Origin of the sequence: Paenibacillus sp. FSL R7-0210 (assembly GCF_038009085.1) — a bacterium.
In the GTDB taxonomy this organism is placed as follows: domain Bacteria; phylum Bacillota; class Bacilli; order Paenibacillales; family Paenibacillaceae; genus Paenibacillus_AQ; species Paenibacillus_AQ silagei.
In genome coordinates this window covers 3287335-3304596 of record NZ_JBBPAR010000001.1, presented here as the reverse complement: position 1 = coordinate 3304596, position 17262 = coordinate 3287335, and the positions used below count along the sequence as shown (strand labels likewise).

The 17262-nt window shown below is 54.1% G+C and carries 15 protein-coding genes; 4 read left to right on the top strand and 11 right to left on the bottom strand.

All coding sequences use genetic code 11. The features are described from left to right. Positions 1–13 precede the first annotated feature (13 nt). Both MKY64_RS14500 and MKY64_RS14495 read right to left on the bottom strand, forming a co-directional pair. Positions 14–898 carry a LysR substrate-binding domain-containing protein gene (locus tag MKY64_RS14500; RefSeq protein ID WP_340953739.1) on the bottom strand — a complete coding sequence of 295 codons (885 nt, stop codon included), beginning with the start codon at positions 896–898 and terminating at the stop codon, positions 14–16. A gap of 211 nt (positions 899–1109) precedes the next feature. Then, positions 1110–1451 carry a hypothetical protein gene (locus MKY64_RS14495; protein ID WP_340953736.1) on the bottom strand — a complete coding sequence of 114 codons (342 nt, stop codon included), beginning with the start codon at positions 1449–1451 and terminating at the stop codon, positions 1110–1112. Positions 1452–1690: 239 nt separating this feature from the next. On the opposite strand from MKY64_RS14495, the gene MKY64_RS14490 reads away from it, so the two are divergent. The 3 genes from MKY64_RS14490 to MKY64_RS14480 are packed head-to-tail and all read left to right on the top strand — an operon-like array spanning position 1691 to position 3185. Next, the gene (locus tag MKY64_RS14490) at positions 1691–2110 is read left to right on the top strand and encodes a MerR family transcriptional regulator (RefSeq protein ID WP_340953734.1); all 420 of its coding nucleotides are present in this window, start codon (positions 1691–1693) and stop codon (positions 2108–2110) included. Beyond that, complete coding sequence (locus tag MKY64_RS14485) at positions 2107–2646, top strand: hypothetical protein (RefSeq protein ID WP_340953731.1); 540 nt, start codon at positions 2107–2109, stop codon at positions 2644–2646. The genes MKY64_RS14490 and MKY64_RS14485 overlap by 4 nt, the downstream gene beginning before the upstream one ends. Beyond that, positions 2643–3185, top strand: a complete 543-nt coding sequence (locus MKY64_RS14480) for an AAA family ATPase (RefSeq protein ID WP_340953729.1) — start codon at positions 2643–2645, stop codon at positions 3183–3185. Before MKY64_RS14485 ends, MKY64_RS14480 begins: the two co-directional genes overlap by 4 nt. Before the next feature lie 86 nt (positions 3186–3271). Here the strand turns inward: MKY64_RS14480 and MKY64_RS14475 are convergent, their stop codons facing one another. The 8 genes from MKY64_RS14475 to MKY64_RS14440 form a co-directional block, all read right to left on the bottom strand. After that, a complete protein-coding gene (locus MKY64_RS14475) occupies positions 3272–4234 on the bottom strand; it encodes a hypothetical protein (RefSeq protein ID WP_340953726.1) in 963 nt (320 codons plus the stop codon). Beyond that, positions 4231–4725, bottom strand: a complete 495-nt coding sequence (locus tag MKY64_RS14470) for an RNA polymerase sigma factor (RefSeq protein ID WP_036729806.1) — start codon at positions 4723–4725, stop codon at positions 4231–4233. Before MKY64_RS14470 ends, MKY64_RS14475 begins: the two co-directional genes overlap by 4 nt. 211 nt (positions 4726–4936) lie before the next feature. Then, positions 4937–7594, bottom strand: a complete 2658-nt coding sequence (locus MKY64_RS14465; RefSeq protein ID WP_340953723.1) for a family 16 glycosylhydrolase — start codon at positions 7592–7594, stop codon at positions 4937–4939. A gap of 645 nt (positions 7595–8239) precedes the next feature. After that, positions 8240–9811, bottom strand: coding sequence for a response regulator (locus tag MKY64_RS14460; RefSeq protein WP_340953721.1), 1572 nt, complete (start codon positions 9809–9811; stop codon positions 8240–8242). Positions 9812–9813: 2 nt separating this feature from the next. After that, positions 9814–11655, bottom strand: coding sequence for a sensor histidine kinase (locus MKY64_RS14455; RefSeq protein WP_340953718.1), 1842 nt, complete (start codon positions 11653–11655; stop codon positions 9814–9816). Positions 11656–11803: 148 nt separating this feature from the next. Then, entirely contained in the window at positions 11804–13474 is a 1671-nt protein-coding gene (locus tag MKY64_RS14450) for an extracellular solute-binding protein (protein WP_340953715.1), read from the bottom strand. 45 nt (positions 13475–13519) lie between these two features. Next, the gene (locus tag MKY64_RS14445) at positions 13520–14404 is read right to left on the bottom strand and encodes a carbohydrate ABC transporter permease (RefSeq protein ID WP_340953712.1); all 885 of its coding nucleotides are present in this window, start codon (positions 14402–14404) and stop codon (positions 13520–13522) included. A 37-nt stretch (positions 14405–14441) separates the two neighbouring features. Beyond that, positions 14442–15362 carry an ABC transporter permease gene (locus MKY64_RS14440; protein ID WP_340953710.1) on the bottom strand — a complete coding sequence of 307 codons (921 nt, stop codon included), beginning with the start codon at positions 15360–15362 and terminating at the stop codon, positions 14442–14444. A 149-nt stretch (positions 15363–15511) separates the two neighbouring features. Between MKY64_RS14440 and MKY64_RS14435 the strand changes: the two genes are divergently transcribed. Further along, complete coding sequence (locus tag MKY64_RS14435) at positions 15512–16255, top strand: glycoside hydrolase family 16 protein (RefSeq protein WP_340953707.1); 744 nt, start codon at positions 15512–15514, stop codon at positions 16253–16255. Positions 16256–16265: 10 nt separating this feature from the next. Here the strand turns inward: MKY64_RS14435 and MKY64_RS14430 are convergent, their stop codons facing one another. Beyond that, positions 16266–17240, bottom strand: a complete 975-nt coding sequence (locus tag MKY64_RS14430; protein WP_340953704.1) for a phosphotransferase — start codon at positions 17238–17240, stop codon at positions 16266–16268. Positions 17241–17262: the final 22 nt, after the last annotated feature.

Here is a 17262-nt window from a genome sequence, read left to right as displayed (position 1 = left end):
GTCCGCTCACCTTTCACCTGGAATTATGTTCTTGTAAAATCTCTATAAATGCAGAGAGGATGGCCTGATTCGTATCCGTTCTCCAGGCGGCATAGAAGGGGACAGGCGGGACATTGTCTTCAAAGGGTCTGAATACGACTCCGCTGCGCTGGAAGACGGAAACTGAAGAAGGGACAATGGAAACCCCCAGGTTCGCTGCCACAAGGTTCACAATGGTATACATTTGTACGGCTTCCTGTACAATCTGAGGGTAGACATCATGCTCAGCGCAAAAGCCCATAATCAGATCATGAAAAGGAAGACCGTGCTTACGCGGAAAGAAGATAAAAGGCTCGGAACGCAAAGCGGAGACTGGCAATGCAGGCAGCTTGGCGAGCGGATGTTGATCAGGCAATACGGCAACCAGAGTTTCGTTGATCAAGCTGCAATGATTAATATTCTGTGCCGGCTCAATGAAGCGCATGAATCCAATATGGATGGTACCGTCGTGCAACGCCTGCCATTGCTGGGCAGAAGTCATCTCCAGCAGGTTCAGCTGTATTTGAGGAAACCGTTGCCGGAATATTTTGAGTACATCGACCATGATTCCGCCTTCTGCTGAACCGATGAATGCAATGTTCAAATGTCCAATGATGCCTTGGCTAGCCAGCCGTACAGTTTGAATAGACCGCTCCAGTTGAGATAAAATCCGGCTGGCTTCCTCATAAAAAACAGCTCCCGCCGGTGTGAGGCGGACCTGACGCTTGTTCCGTTCAAATAGCTTCACGCCAAGCTCATGTTCCAGAGCTTGAATCTGCTGGGTCAACGGAGGCTGTGTCATATGTAATTTCTCTGCGGCACGATGGAAATGAAGCTCTTCCGCAACCGCAATGAAGTATTGTAATTTTCGTATATCCATTGTTGTGGTCCTCTTTTCCTACAGATAAAGCTAGTATAGCATAAGGGAAGTAGGGGGTTGGCTGCGCTGTATGGGCCTAATTAATTGTTGTAAATTCTTTCGACCAGGAAACTATTAGCTAAAAACACCCTTACCAACATTAGGGGACAGTCCCTGGTCAGAGAGGGTGTTTTATGATTTTAATAATTGCATAAATTATGAATATCAGGAGTTATTGTACAGTTACTTTAAAGATCAATCTGTCACCTTGTGGAGTGATCTCAGCAGCTACAACCGAATATCCTGGAGACAGACCGATGAATCTTCCATCTTCTGTTACTAGCAAACTGCCATCCCACCGAAGGAAATGCCATAGATAAGGGTAAAATTCAACAGTTTCACCTACGGCAATTGTTAAATCGCGAACATAATCATTAGGCGCGGATTGAGCAACATTAGTTGGAAGGAATGCGTTGGGAGCCAGAGTAGTTTCAACGCTAGAAGCAAAGGATGTTGATCCTAAAGAAAAAAAGGCAGATACAGTCAATAACCCGGCGAGCAATTTTTTATTCATAAATTCTCACTCCATTTCAAATATTAGGATATTATTAAATATTACAGAAGAAATATCCATATGTAAAGGATTATACATAAAAATATGAATTAATTTATTAGTAAAGGGAATTAGGATGAGATATTATTCCACTTCACTCTGTCAAAACATGAATATTGACAACACAATATAGTTACACTAAACTGTAACATATACAGTTTAGTGTAACTTTTTTTGTTTGGATAAGAAAGGGGAGTAAGATGCATACGTACACTGCTAAGCAGTTGGCTGAGGTGTTACAGAATGAAGATCCGCAGATGAATCTGCGGACAGTCAGGTACTATACGCAAATCGGGATGCTGCCGCCGCTGGAACTGGTGGGCAATAAGAGGGCGTATACAGATAGTCATTTGCATTATTTACGGGCGATCCTTGTATTAACCAGGAGCGGCGAGACGCTGGCCTCGGCCCAAGAGAAGTTAGCCGGACTGACGATGGACGAAATCATGAAGCTGGGCGATAACCTGCGGCTCTACCAATCGGATCAGATGCTCCAGAGTGAGATGCATGTTGTTAGTGAGGATGTCATTCTCTCTCTTAGCCCGCGGATCACCCCGGCGCTCAAAGAGAAGATGGTTGAAGCGCTCACCCGTTTAGTTCAAGAGGAGGGACAGGTATGATCCAAATGCGTTTTGCAAAATCTGCTATAGAGCAGGAAGAAGGAATGAATCATCTCTGGCTTCACATCGTGCTGCCCGGCGGGGTGCAGAATGTCCGCTTACAATTAATCCTTCCGGCATGGCTTCACCGGTCCCCTAATCTGAATGGTGCTGTTGAAGACAGCAGTGGGAGAATATGGATTGACGATACGCAGTCAGTAACGGACCTGTACGTTGAAATCTTCACCAGGGAGCCGGTCCCTTGCGGGGAGTATAGTCTGACGGTTGAATTGTCTTACACGGACAGGGATGGAACGGGTACCAGTGTTAAGCAGGTGATTCCGCTGAAGGTCGTGTCTGAGGAGGAGTCGGTGGAGATTCATACCGATGAGGAAGTGGTGCGCAGAATTAAAGAACTGCGACTCCCACAAGACAAAAGTGAGCTGAATGAGTATAACGAATACACCCCGGCCAAGCTAATCAGGCTTGATTCCAACACTATGTCGGAATGGGAGAAGAAATACCGCGTGGAAGGGGCTAAGATCGAGAGCATATGAGAACCCAATTACCATTATTCATTATCACCGGAGCCAGCGGAGTAGGTAAAACCACGGTCATGCATGAGTTGAGGGAGCAGATGCCGGAATTTGTTCTTTTCAGTACGGATGACGATAATTTCGGGACGACGGGGAAGAAGCTAGAGTATCAGGACCGGTATAATGTGCTGTTTCATTGTGCGCGTGCGGTTGCGTTATCCGGGAGAGGAACGATTATTTGCGGGACGATGATGCCCTGGGACGCCAAGAAATGCGATGTTTACGATGCCTTCAATGAAGTGCACTTTATTAACCTGCATTGTGACGATGCCACCCGAAATGCCCGCCTGCGGGGCCGGGAGGATGCAGCGACCTGGACCGAAGATATGCTCAGGCAGCACGAGGAATTCGCGCAGTGGCTGCTGGACCATGCCGATACGGAATATGATCCGCCGATGCCTACTTTTGACTCCACTTCTACACCTACGGCCGCGCTGGCGGAACAGATCAAGGAGTATATTAAGGAAAAATGGAAGGGCAGCACGGGAATTGTCTCTTAGGTGAATAAATCTGCGGTGTATAGGATGGTTTACTTTCAATTCGTGTGTAAAAGCTTAAGGCCATCCCGGGAGGGATGGCCTTTGAACTATTTTAGGTTATCCCACAGCGCCTGGAAGGCACCGGACTCAACCTCGAAGAATACCGGAGCATTGCTGTAGCGCACGAGTCCCTGGCCGAACAGGGTCAGCTCCACCCGGGTTTTGTCCTCCATCTGGAGGTAGACCAGCTTGCGGTCCTCATTATCATAGATGCCTTGCGCCATGAGCGAGTCCGCGGACAGCGGCTTGGCGGCATTCAGCGCGCTCAGGAAGCCGTCAAGTGCTGCGCCTTCGGGCAGCGGCAGGTATTGCTGCTTGCCGTTATTCCAGCTGTCGAAGCTCTCCCACTGGGCGGAGGCGATGCGCCCGTCCAGGTTCAGCTTACCGATCAGATCGGCTCCGCTGTTCACGGTAATTCCGTTCGTATGCTCGTACAGCTCGGCGAACACCTGGCCGTCCACCTCTGTATAGGACATGACCAGGAAGTCGGAATCATATCCTTTGACAGCATAGATATCCGTCTCCCCGATGTTCGAGGCCAGCTCCGTATACGCATCCTTGCCGCTCCATTCATCAATCCCGCTGGTCGTGCGGCCCAGCTTCTCTCCGAGCAGGGCTGCTGCATCGACCGCTTCAATGCGGATCGCCGCCTGGGTATAGATGTTACCCTGGTAGACGACCAGGCCGATCATATCGGCCACAGCACCGGAGCTTTTATCCGGCAGCTCGATCTTGGGAATAACGACTCCGGCAGAATTCCCTGCCGCAGGCGTGCCCGGATCTACCTGGGCTACTTGATTCGGGGAAGATGTTCCGCCCAGCTGCTTCATCATGCTTGGTCCGGCCAGGCCGATTCCGGCAGCAACCAATACGCTTGCTGCAATATAGACCATTTTACGCGGACGGCGCTTTTGTTCCATTTTATCAGCTAATCCTTGCTTCATCTCTTGGCTTGCACTCATAGTATCCACCGCTTTCTTATATTGGGTTCGAAACTGATCTTCCTTCATTCCGCTTCTGCTCCTTCCAGCTCCAGTCTTAACAGCTGACGTCCGCGCTGAAGTCTCATCTTCACGGCAGACTCGCTGATCTGCAGAATTCTGCTGATCTCCTGGACAGGGTAATCCTCATAATAGTACAGATGAATGACAGTTTTATACTTCACCGGCAGTGCCAGCACGAGCTGCAAGACCGCCAGCTCCTCGGGGTTATCGGCCGTAACCGGCTCCACCCCTTCGAGCTTAACCTCGCGCTTGCGCCAGCCTCTGCCCAGCAGATTCTTGCAATGATTGGTGATGACGCGGATCAGCCAGGCCTTCTGGTGTTCGTCATCCTTGAATACGGGAGCCTTCTCCATCAGCTTGATGAAGGTGTCCTGCGTAGCCTCTTCGGCATCCTGGCGGCTGCCCAGATGAACCAGGGCAATCCGGTACAGCATATCTGCATATTGTTCATAGCTTTTCATCACAGGATGGCCCGGCCGGGTCATGGGTTGCTGCATGAGGTTATGCCCTCCTTTATCTATAACACCCTTTAGGACGGCATCCGGTCACATTTTGTTTCCAGGAATTTATTCTGCTTGCCTTAAGCTTATCCTGATACAGCAAAAAACAGAGGATGAAGAAGTCCAAGACTTCCTCATCCCCTGCGATAGAGGCCGTATGAAGCGGCCGGCCCATCCGGTCCACTTGTCTGTTGCAGCAATCCCGCTGTTACTCGGGGGTTCCCTGGGTTACACCGTGCACATAAGTCTTCCAGGGGGTGTCCAGCGCCCCTTGGCCCGGATTGTAAGTGAAGAAATACTCTACGGAATCGCCTTGCTGCACGTTATTGACCGCATAGGTGTAGTTGCCGTTACCTGTGGAGGTCATGGCTACGTTCTGCTGGCCGCCGCCGTTGATCTTGTAATGCAGATCGGCAAAGGTAGCACCGTTCACGTAGAAAAGCAGGTTATTGCCTGTTTTCTTCAAACCGCGCACCTGGTCTCCGATCACAATGGTTGCTGGCGGCGGGGAGACTACAGTGATCGTGCTGCTGGAGGTTTTGTTACCATCCGCGGTTGTTGCAGTAACGGTAGTAGTTCCCGTTGCAATTCCGGTAACAAGACCACTCTGGCTCACTGATGCAATGTTGCTGTTCGCTACGCTCCAGTTCACCTGTTTGTTGGACGCACCAGAAGGTGCTACGTTAGCTGTTAACTGGACATTCTGCCCAATCTCCACCTGGGAGGTTGACGGAGTTACGGTAACGCCGCTAACCGGAACGGTACCCGGATTGCCCGGGTTCCCGGGATTTCCGCCGCCACTGCCTTCCTTATACACCCGTACATAATCGACCTGCATCGTTGCCGGAATATCGGACGGAGCCGGAGTCAGTCCGCCGTCGAAATGTCCGCCCACTGCCAGATTCATAATCAGATAGAAGGGCTTGTCGAAGGGAGCATTAGGGTTGTTCGGTGCCGCTACAGAATACCACTGCTCTCTATTGACCTTGAAGAAGAATTTGCCGTCCACATACCATTTCACGTTGTCTTCTTCCCAGACCATGGAATATACGTGATAGTCGTTCGCAAAGGTCTGACCTTGCGGGAAGTGATACTCCCCGGCGATGTACTTGTTCACCGGCCATTGTCCGCCGAAGTGAACCGCGCCGCTGGTCGTGCCGGGCAGCCGTCCCTTGGCTTCCATGATGTCAATCTCGCCGGATGCCGCCCAGGCACCGTAAGCCGCATCCTGTGGCAGCATCCACAGGGCGGGCCAGATCCCGTTCCCTGTCGGCAGCTTGGCACGGATGTCTACCCGGCCGTACTGGAAGGACAGATGGTCTTTGGTGTTGATTTTGCCGGAGGAATATTGTGCATACCGGTTCGGGTCCTGCGGGAAGGACTTCGGATCGTTCTTGGCCCGGATATTCAGTTGTCCGTTCTGGACAAATACATTCTCGGTACTATTCGTATAGTGCTGCAGTTCGTTATTCCCCCAGCCCCAGCTGTTAGGGTCATTGGTGATATAGTAACCCTGCTCATAGTTCCACTTGCTGGTATCCAGTGCGGTTCCGCTGAACTCATCCTGCCAGAGCAGGTTCATGCCAGCTACGGCAGGATCTGACGGAGTACCCAACGTAATATCTTCCTGATCGCTTTCATCTGGACGCGGGGCATTCGGATTGCCGGTGAAGGTATAATACACATAATTGCTGCCGATATTGCCGCCCTGCTGGCCGTTTAACGGATAGCCGATGCGGATCTCCATATTCTCCTGGATCGGCTGGAACCACAATCCATACACATAATCTGCCCAATAGCCCCACTGGTTCGCCGCAGACATATTGTTATAGCCGTTGCCTGCGTAGACGAAGCCGCTCAGGGCGGAATTGCTCAGATCGACCCACTGGCCGCCGATTTTGATCTGATACACATATTTGTTCAGCTCGCTGCCGATTGGTGCTCCCCCGTCAATCTTCGGCAGGGGAAAACCAATCGATCCGTTGTTATCCGCAGTAAAGGATGTGCCTTCATAAGCGGTGAGGACATAGGAATTTCTAACCGGCTGATTGAAGGTAAGGGTGTATATCAAATTGGCTGATGAGGTCTTAGATTGCAGCTTCACATTGATCGATTCGGTGATCGTGAACCAGTATCCGCCGCCACCTTCGGTGAACTGGCCGAAGTTGCTGTCGTAGATCCAGCCGCTGGCTGCATTGTTGTCAATATCAATCCAGGTGCTGCTGTTAACCGGCTTCACATAGACCTTCAGGTCATCGGCTACAGCTTCATAAGTGAGCGCCGGATCATTATTGAAGGTAGGGTAGGTGAAGCCAGCGCCGCCGGTGAAGCCTGCTGCAATCTGCGGTCCTTGGGTCGGCGTCATCGCGCTGATCGTTGTCTTGTTCAGGTTCTGAAAAGCCAGCGTATAATTCAGCGTAACCCCGCTATTCGCCTTAGAGTAGAGCTGGATCTCGGTTGTAGCCGAGAGGGTGAACCAGTAGCCGTGCTGGCCGCCGTCGCTCCAGTGTCCCCAGTTCTGGTTGTAGACATAACCGCCTGCGCTGTCGATGTCTGTCCAGTTGCCGTTTACTTTCACTTTGACGCCCACATCGTCCGACACCTGACTCCAGGTAGCAGACCCTCCGTTAAATACCGGCATGACGAACCCGTAGCTCGCCTGGCCGACACCTGATTTGGAGATGACCGGACCGTCTGCCGCTGAGAAATAAGCCATCGAACTAACCGTGGTTCCTGCGGCCTCTGCGCGCTGAATGCCTGAAGCAGGGAGCTGGCCGATGCCGGATAGCAGCAGCAGGACCAGGAACAGACTAAGCACCTTCTGCTTGAAGCCGGGTTGTGTTTGCGTAACATAAAGTCGCTTCATACTTGCCCTCCTTTAATTAAATGGTAGTAAAGGTAACCGCTTACATGTGAGAGAACATCTTTATTCTATCGAAACTTATATCTCGCTAAAAGGGACAATCTTTTTTGTTGTGACCCAATTTTTTGGGTTCTGCTGCCAGTGATGGGTTGATGCGGGGCGCGTGGGCCAGATGTATGCGAAAAACAGCATACAATGGGCTCGCTGAAGGCGCGTGGGGCGAATGTATGCGGAAAACAGCATACAATGGGCTCGCTGAAGGCGCGTGGGCCAGATGTATGCGAAAAACAGCATACAATGGGCTCGCTGAAGGCGCGTGGGCCAAATGTATGCGGAAAACAGCATACAATGGGCTCGCTGAAGGCGCGTGGGGCGAATGTATGCGGAAAACCGAACACATTGGGCTCGCTGAAGGCGCGTGAGCCAGATGTATGCGGAAAACAGCATACAATGGGCTCGCTGAAGGCGCGTGAGCCAGATGTATGCGAAAAACAGCATACAATGGGCTCGCTGAAGGCGCGTGGGCCAAATGAATGCGAAAAACAGCATACAATGGGCTCGCTGAAGGCGCGTGAGCCTGATGTATGCGAAAAACAGCATACAGTGAGCTCGCGCTACCCGCGCGGGCCCACTGGGGATCAGCTTTTTTCACAGCACCGTGTCCCGGTAATCCTCTTCAATGGCAGGCTTCCGGCGGATCAGCAGACGGTATTCGGTCGGCTGCATGTCCATGGCTTCGCGGAAGGCGCGGGTGAAGCTTTTGTAGCTCTCGTAGCCAACCATGGCGGCAATCTCAATGATCTTGTGATCGGTCTCGGCCAGCAGACGCCGCGCTTTGCCCAGACGCACATCACGCAGGTATTCGGCGAAGCCCTTGCCGATATTCTTCTTGAACTGGTTGGAGAAGTAGGCGTAATTCAGCGAGACATGATTGGACACCATCGCGAGATCCAGCGGCTTGTGGTAATTCTCGTGGATGAAGCGGATGGCCTCATTCAGATCCTGTGAGCTGCGGTAGCTGCACTTGTATTCATAGTAGAACTGGTCGAGCCGCAGGAGCTGCTGCTGTAAGGCCTGGATATATTCGCGGATGCCGGGATAGTCGAACAGATTGCGTAGACACTCCAGATCCAGCGCTTCTTCACCCAGATAAGGACGGATGACACGCTCATAATCCTCCATCATCCGGACAACGGCGCGGCATAGCTGCTGGGTGTAACGGATGTGATAGCGCTGAAGCACCTCCTTGTGGAAGAGGCTGGAGATCCCTTGGGTGATTCTGCCGCTGTTACTTGTGCCGGTTAACTGGAAGAGGGCGTACAGCTCCTCATAGGGAAGCTCCCAGTGCTGCTCCAGCCGCGCGATGTGTTGAGGCAGAAGGCAGCGCGTATCCGGGAAAAGAAAGCTGTGGCGGTACAGATCAAGCACCTGTGTATAACTGCCCGGCAGAGTGCTTAATCCTTGGTGCGGATCAGTCATGGCCGTGACGGCCCCGATCTGCTCTTCGCTGAGCGCAGCAGGCAAGGCTCCCGGATCTATGGCTGCATCCACGGCCAGGACCAGGTGAGGGCGGTGCTGGAGACAGATGCAGCCCTGTCTGCCGTACACACGGTAGGCCACGGCTTCGATGCTGTGACTGCTGCTGGCCCCCGGCTGGTTAATCCAGCGCTCCTCGCGCAGGTGGCAGAGGCGGTAGCTGCGCCACAGCCCCGGGTTCTGCTGCTCAGTCGCGGCAATCCACGCTTCATCGCCCGCCGCACCTTGCATATACATCCGCAGCTCCTTGCGGTCCGTCTCCCGGGCGCGCTGCGAGAGCCGCTCAATATTGCTGGTGAGCAATCTGCGCGTCTCGATCTCCTGCCAGACATGCTCCACCGAGACCTGCAGGTCTTCACGCTTCACAGGCTTGAGCAGGTACCCTTTGGCCCCGAGCTCAATGGCCTTCTGGGCATAGGCGAAATCGCTGTATCCGCTAATGATCAGATAATCCGCCTTCAGGCCTTCCAGCCGGCTTTGCGCCATAAGCGCAAGGCCGTCCATATCCGGCATGCGGATATCGGTAATGACGAGCTGGATGCTGTGCGCCCGGAGAAGCTCCAGGGCTTCAAGCCCGTTAGCGGCGCTGTACATATGCCCCGGCTGTTGCGGGAACTGGCAGAGCATCGCCTGCAGCCCGTCACGGATATGCTTTTGATCGTCCACCACCAGAATATTGATCATGCCTACCAACCTCCAAGATTCTCATTTTCCCAGGGCAGCCTCAGGGTTACACAGGTATATTCCCCTTGAACGCTGCTGATCCACAGGCCGCAATCCATGCCGTAATGGAGCTGCAGGCGCTTATGTACATTGTCCAGCCCCAGCCCGCTACTGCTGCTGCTGATAATCGGGGTGTCAGAATCGCCCCGCAGCACAGACTGCAGGCTGTCCAGCATCCGGGGAGCTACCCCGGCGCCGTCATCGCGGATCTCGATCAGCAGCAGACTGTCATTCTCTACCCGTACCGAAATGGTGATCTGAATACTGCCGCCGGAAGGGGCCGCATGGTGTACGGCGTTCTCGACAATGGGCTGCATGCACATCTTGGGGATGCGGTAGCGCTGCACCTCCGGCGGAAGATCTGCCGCGAGCTCAATGCTCCCGCCTTCCATGAAGTTGATGAACCGGATATAGCTGCGGATGTTGGCCAGCTCCTCGCTGAGCGCGACCGTATCGCTGCGCCACTGCATACTGTACCGCAGCAGGGAGCCCAGCGAGACCAGTGCGCCTGCAATGGCAGGCTGCCGTTCCACCTCTGCGCGCATTCTGATAGATTCCAGCGCATTGTACAGAAAGTGGGAGTTGATCTGCGAATGGAGAGAGTGGAGCTGCGCGTTCTTGGCAATAAGCTGCTTATCTACTACCTGTGTCATCAGCTGCTGGATTTCGTCCAGCATACTATTGTAGCTGACGGCGACATAGTCAATTTCGTCACCGGTTTCGTTCGCGCCAAGGCCGGTATCAATCTTGGCATCCAGCTGGCCCCTGCGCACCTTGCGCATCGAGCCCAGCACCTTCTCCAGCCGGCGGAAGATGCGCCGGGTCATCCTCGATACCAGCAGCAGCATCAGCAGCAGGACGGAGGAGGTGATCGCGATGACCAGCAGGTATCCGTCGCGCGGACCTTTTGTCAGCTCATGGCGGGAAGCGATGTCTACCACATAGGCGTTGAGGGGAGCGATGTAACGGTACAGCGCATAGTAGGACTGATCCCCGGACTGGACGGTAACGGGACTCTTCTGCTCCAGTACGTCCAATTGTGCATGAACCCGGCTAAGGATATCGTCCAGCTTCGCTCCGGCTTTCTGCGGCAGCTCATGCCCCGAAAGATACACATTGCGGGAAGCATCCGCGCCGTCCATGATTACCGTGAAGAAGTCGCGCCCGCTGTCTTCCAGCAGGTCATTGAACAGCACGTTGTGCTTCGCACGGACCTCCATAATGGTGGGCAGCTTCTGCTGCTGGCCCTGAAGCCGCACCAGCCTGTAATAAGACAGCGTATCCGCGCCATCCTTGAAGGCAGACAGCCGGAACGCCGCGCCGCCCTCATCCCGCAGCGTCATCCAGTAGTCCTGCGGCCAGAACTTGGAGTAATGATAGATTTCCGGCCAGATCTCATAGACCTCAGGGTTATCGACATAGAAGCTCAGACTGCTGATCATCTCATGACTCTGAATGATGTTATGCATCTGTTCGTACTGGTTCTGCTTGAACCTCACAAGCCTAAGGCCGTCTGCGCGCATATTGGAGTGGATGAAATCCACGAATCCTTTCTGGGTCAGGGCGGTCGCGGAAGCGTTCTCAAGAAGTTCAAGCCGGCTGCGCAGCCGTTCGTTCAGCCGGGCCACATGATTGCTGCCTTCGGCCATGGCCTGCTTGAACAGCTGGCTCTCCTGGTTGCGGATGAACAGGAAGGAAACCACAACAGCGGGAACGGCAATCATCAGGCTGAAGGCCAGGAACAGCTTCTGCGAGATCGGGGCATTGCGGTATAGTCTTCGTATTGTGATCAGCAGCCTCTTCATCGGTAACCCCTCCCGTCCCTGTAATATAGTATAGATTACAAATAGGCTGGTAGGGAATAAGGCAATGCAGCCCTAAGCAGAATCTCCCTGATGCAGGAAATACCGGCAGCCCTCACGGCCGCCGGTACAGCTCCATTACTTTGGCGGGTTATTCCGCCATCTTGGCCTTCCGCGCATCCAGCTCGGTCTGGCGGTATTCCATCACCTGCGCGAACCCGTAGCCGTCGCGGCGGGAGCGGAAGCTCTCGAACACCTTGTCAAAAGCCGCCTCATCCTTGGCCGTAATCAGCTCCGGCAGCACCTCTTCCCAGTTCTGGGAGATCCGCGACCAGGCGACCGCCACATCAGAATCGCCGAGCGGGTCCAGGCCTTTGTAGATCCCGCTGTCAATATCGGCCTGCGCATTCGCGAAGTCCTCCATCTGCTTGATGACCGGGGCTTTCTCCGGTCTCCACTGGTTGACGATGACCGGGTTACGCATCATCCAGTAGGTGTCCAGAATGCCATATTCCTTCTCCAGCTTCTCGATATTGCTGCCCAGCATGTCGGCGAACTCGGCCTTAAGCTGCGGCTTGCCGCCCACCGGATCCCAGGTTTCGCCCTCCTTGCCGAGGAACAGGTCGCGCTGGCCCTCCTCGCTGGAGAGGTAGGTCAGGAAGCGGATCGCCCGCTCCGGGTTCTTCGTGGATTTGCTGATCATGGTCACCATCCAGCCGTCCATGTTGCCGGGGAACAGCTTGGCGCTCTCGCCCTTGTTATTCTGCGGGCCGTCAACCGCGATGTAGTAGGAGTCCGGGTTAGCCCCGGCAGCAAGCATCGGATTGACCGCTGACATGCCGGTCCATTCGCGGATCATCATGAAGTAGCGGGCGTTGTTCGTTTTCTCTTCCACCTGGGTATCTGAATCCACCAGGAAATCGACGTTAATCAGTCCGCGCTCGTACGCTGTGCGGAAGGTTTTGAGCCAGGCGATGTAATCAGGATCGGTAATACGGTCATACACTTTGCCATCCTTCTCATGCGGAACCGCCAGCAGATTCTGGAGGTATTCCGTCATCCCGTAAGGCACATTCCCCTGGGCGAAAAAGGGGCTGATCGGCTGCCCCTTATACTCGGGGTACTTATCCTTCAGCAGTTGCAGCGCACCCAGGAAGCCCTCTGGAGTACTGAGGTCCGGCTTGCCCATCTCCTCGTACAGATCCTTGCGGACCAGGAAGGTCTGGTTGGCCGCCGTCATGCCGGTCTCGTGCATCAGGTTAGGGCTGTAGGAATCATTGGGCACTCCGTAGGTGTTGCCGTTCTCCTGCCGGTACCACTTCAGCGTGCCGTCACCGGCGACCTTGAAGAAGTAGGGATCATACTTGTCGGCCAGTTCATTGAGCGCATAGACATGATCACCTTCCCACAGCTTTTTGACAGCGGTCTCCCAGGAGCCCATGCTGATCAGGTCCGGCAGCTTGCCAGAGGTCATCATCAGCGTAACCTGCTCATTCGCTTCCCCTGAGGGAACCTCCAGCTTGACGTTCACGCCCGTCTTCTCGGTGACATACTTGGAGGCTAGACTCTCACCCCAGGTGTGGGCATACCAGTTCGCGCCGACGAACCAGGTGAGATCCACCGGACTGGTATCGAGCTTCCAGGCGGGCTCCTCCGCATTCAGCTTGGTTTCGGTCTGCGGTTCCGGTGACGCTTCGGCCTGAGGCGCAGCCGTCGGCATATTCTCCTTAGTGGCGGAATTGCTGCTGCAGGCGGCTATGCTTAAGGCCAAGGTTACGGTCATCATTGCGGCCAGGATGGGGCGTACAGGTTTGCTTTTCACAGCATAATCATCCTTTCGGGTTAGGTGTGGTTAGACTTCCTACGGTTATCCCTTAATCGCGCCGATCATCACACCCTTGACCAGATAACGCTGAATGAAGGGGTAGAAGATCAGGATCGGCAGCGTAGCCACCATCATGGACGCGAATTTGATCGAGTTGCCGGGCAGCCGGGCACCGAATTGGGCCATAGCCTGCTGCTGCATGAAGGACATGGAGTTCTCGGCGATGATTTTGTACAGCATGGTCTGCAATGGCAGCAGCTCCTGGGAATGGATGTAGATAACACCCTGATAATAATCATTCCAGTGATAGACGGCGGAGAACAGGGCGATGGTCGCAATGACCGCCATGCTGTTGGGCAGTACAATCCGGAACAGCACGCCGTAATCCGAAGCGCCGTCTACCTTGGCCGACTCCTCCAGGCTGTCAGGAATGGTACGGAAGAAGCTCATGAAGATGACCATATTAAAGAAAGTATACATGGACGGGATGATGAACACCCAGAAGCTATCATACAGGCCGAGCTTCGTCATGAGAATGAAGGAGGGGATGAGCCCGCCTGAGAAGAGCATGGTGATCAGAGAGATTTTGAGATAGAGCTTGCGGCCGATCAGATTGGACTTGCTGATTCCGTAAGCGATGATTGCGGTGAAGAGCACATGCACCACCGTTCCGATAACTGTCCGCATTGTAGTGATGTAGAACCCGTTCATCAAGGTCTTATCGTTAAAAGCCACACTGTAGCTGGCCAGCGACAGCTCTGAGGGGAACCAGTTGACGGTGCCGAGTGAAGCCTGCTCCGGTGAATTCAGCGAATTGACGAGCACGAACCACATCGGGTATAGCGTCAGGAAGCAGACGGCCAGCATCAGCAGCGTATTGAAGATCTCAAAAAAGCCGATCCGCCGCAATCCTCCATGTCTTGCCATGAATCGTTGGTCTCCTTTCCAAGTGAATTTCTTGTGTTCAAAAAATACTGTCCCCCGTAAGTCTCTTGGAGCTCTGGTTGGCTAACAGCAGCAGTCCCAGCGCTACAATGGAGCGGGCGAACAGGACGGCAGTGGAGAAGGAATGGCGCCCGGAGACCAGCCCCATGTTATAGATGTAGAGGTCCAGACTCTCCGCCATCTTCATGTTCATGTTGTTCTTCAGCATGAAGATCTGCTCAAAGTTGCTGCCGAGTATTCCGCTAACGGCGAGAATGAACAGAATCGCAATCGTGGGGCGGATGCTCTGCACCGTGATATGCCACATCCGCTGCCAGCGGTTCGCGCCGTCCAGCTCCGCTGCTTCATACAGCCCGGGATCAATGCCGGCAATGGCGGCTATGTAGATGATCGCGCTCCAGCCGGTCTCCTTCAGCGTATCGGTGAAGAAGGTGATCCACCAGAAGTACTGCGGCTCACTGTTAAACAGGATATCCCGGTCCTGAAGCCCCAGCGCCATCATCAGCTGGTTAATGACACCGCCTTCGCCCAGCCAGTTGAGGGCGATGCCGCCGAAGATCGTCCAAGCGATGAAATGCGGCAGGTAGGAGATCGTCTGCACCGTGCGCTTGAACCGCAGGCTGCGGATTTCATTCAGCAGCAGGGCGAATAGAATAGGGATGGGAAAACCGAGAACGAGCTTGATGCTGCTCATCCCGAGGGTGTTGCGGATCGAGCGCCAGAACCGGTCATCTGTCAGGAAATCGCGGAAATGCTTCAGCCCGACAAACGGAGATTCCAGCATTGGTTTCGCGATACTGAAATCCATAAAGGCTATGATCAGCCAGAGCATGGGGATGTAACAAAAGATAAACATCCAGAGAATGCCCGGGATTACCATGCTTTGCAGCTGCCACTGCCTAAGAAGCGCTTTCATTTGTCCCGTTCGGGTGTGGAACATGTACTGTACCCCCTTCCTTCTTCATCGTATGAAAAAGGCTGGCGGAAAAAAAGGCCATGATTATTGGCCCTATCCCAATTTTTTGGATTCCTCCCGCTGGGGGCGGAAATTCAGTATGCTGTGATTACATGAAGGGAGTGGGCCAAACGATGAACAGACTGGTATGGGAGCAGGATTTCCAAGGGGGAACTGCTGATTTGAAGCAATGGAACATCCGCATGGGCAATGATCTGCTGGACAATGACGGGAATGCGATCTTCCCGGGCTGGGGGAATGGAGAGCAGCAATTCTATACGGGGCGGCCGGGAAATCTGTCGGTTGGCGAGGAGGGACTGCGGCTGTGTGCACGCCGTGAGGTCACAGAGCAGGAGGGGCGGAGCCACGCTTATACCTCGGCCCGGATCGATACAAGAGATCACTTCGCGTTCTGCTACGGCAGGCTGACCGTGCGCGCCAAGCTTCCGGCCGGGCAGGGAATCTGGCCTGCGATCTGGCTGCTTCCACAGGATCAGGCGTATGGACCCTGGCCGGCTTCCGGCGAGATCGATATTCTGGAGGCGAAGGGGCGTCTGCCCCGGAAGATAGCCGGAACTCTGCATTACGGTGCAGACATCGAGCGGAAGATTGTTGAAGAGTTCACTTACGAATTAGAGCGCGGAACGATTGAAGAATTCCGGGATTACACGCTGGAATGGCAGGAAGGCTCCATGAAATGGCTGGTGGACGGGCACTGCTTCGCCGAGCGGCGGCTTGAGCCGGGGATGCCGTTCGACCAGCCCTTTTATCTGCTGCTTAATCTTGCCGTTGGCGGATGGTATGACCCTGTCGCGGTAGATGAAGCTGCGCTGCCTGCGGTAATGACGGTGTCGGGCATCTGGCTGTATCAGAGCTAAGGACTATCTCTCAGATCCCGGCAAAAATATCATTCAAGCGGTCCCAGTTGGCCGCGATCCAATGATTCTCCTGACGGAAGCGGACGAGCGGAGGGAATTCATCCTGCTGAGGCACAGCAATCCATTCGGCTTCCTTCCACCAGGTTAATTTAAGCGACCGGATGAGTGTACTTGCGGGCAAGGGGGTATATTCACGGTAGCCCGTCACGAAGGCCCGTACCCGGTCCTGCCCGATTCCGTCCTCAGATAACGCGCAGGAGAGGATCGGCCGGGCTATATCGAATTCCGGGTAGACGAAATGCAGCCGGTCGAAGTCAAGGATCGCCGCCACCTGATCTGCGCTGAACAGCATATTATCCACGAACAGGTCCCGGTGCCCCCAGCCCCGTTCGCAGTCCGCGAAGATGCCAGTGTCCATCCGGTCGATGATCCTCCGCTGAAGCTCAAGCGCCGATAGAGTATCCTCGCTCTGCCGGGCGGTGGCCTGATGATAGCGTGCCTCCCAGTTTCTCACCATAGACGCCTTACTGCGGACTTCCCAGTACAGCGGCAACGAAGCAGGCTGAGCGTTAAGTAACTTGTGCATCCGGCCGACTACCCTGCCCAGCGAATACATCTGCTGCTTCGTGGCCGATCCGGGGGCAATACTGTGCCCGTCACACAGGGTCATCAGGACATAACGTTCCTGTGAAGGCGTTCTCAATACATAATTTCCCTCATGCGAAAATAGCTTCGGAACAGGAAGGCCTTCCAGGTACAGATGATCCTGATGGCTTAAGGAGACCTCCAGTCCGAGGGTGAGGGCTTCAGGGTAACGGATCTTGCTGTACTGCTTCACGAACAGACGGCCTTGATCACTGTCCAGCCTCCACTTCAGATTCAGGAAGCCCTGATCGATCTGGACCGCTTCAGTGACATGCAACCCGAATCTTTGTGTCATGGAGCCAAGGATCTCATCCCGGATTCTTGCGGCGGTGTCTGACATACAATATCTCCTCACCGGGGTA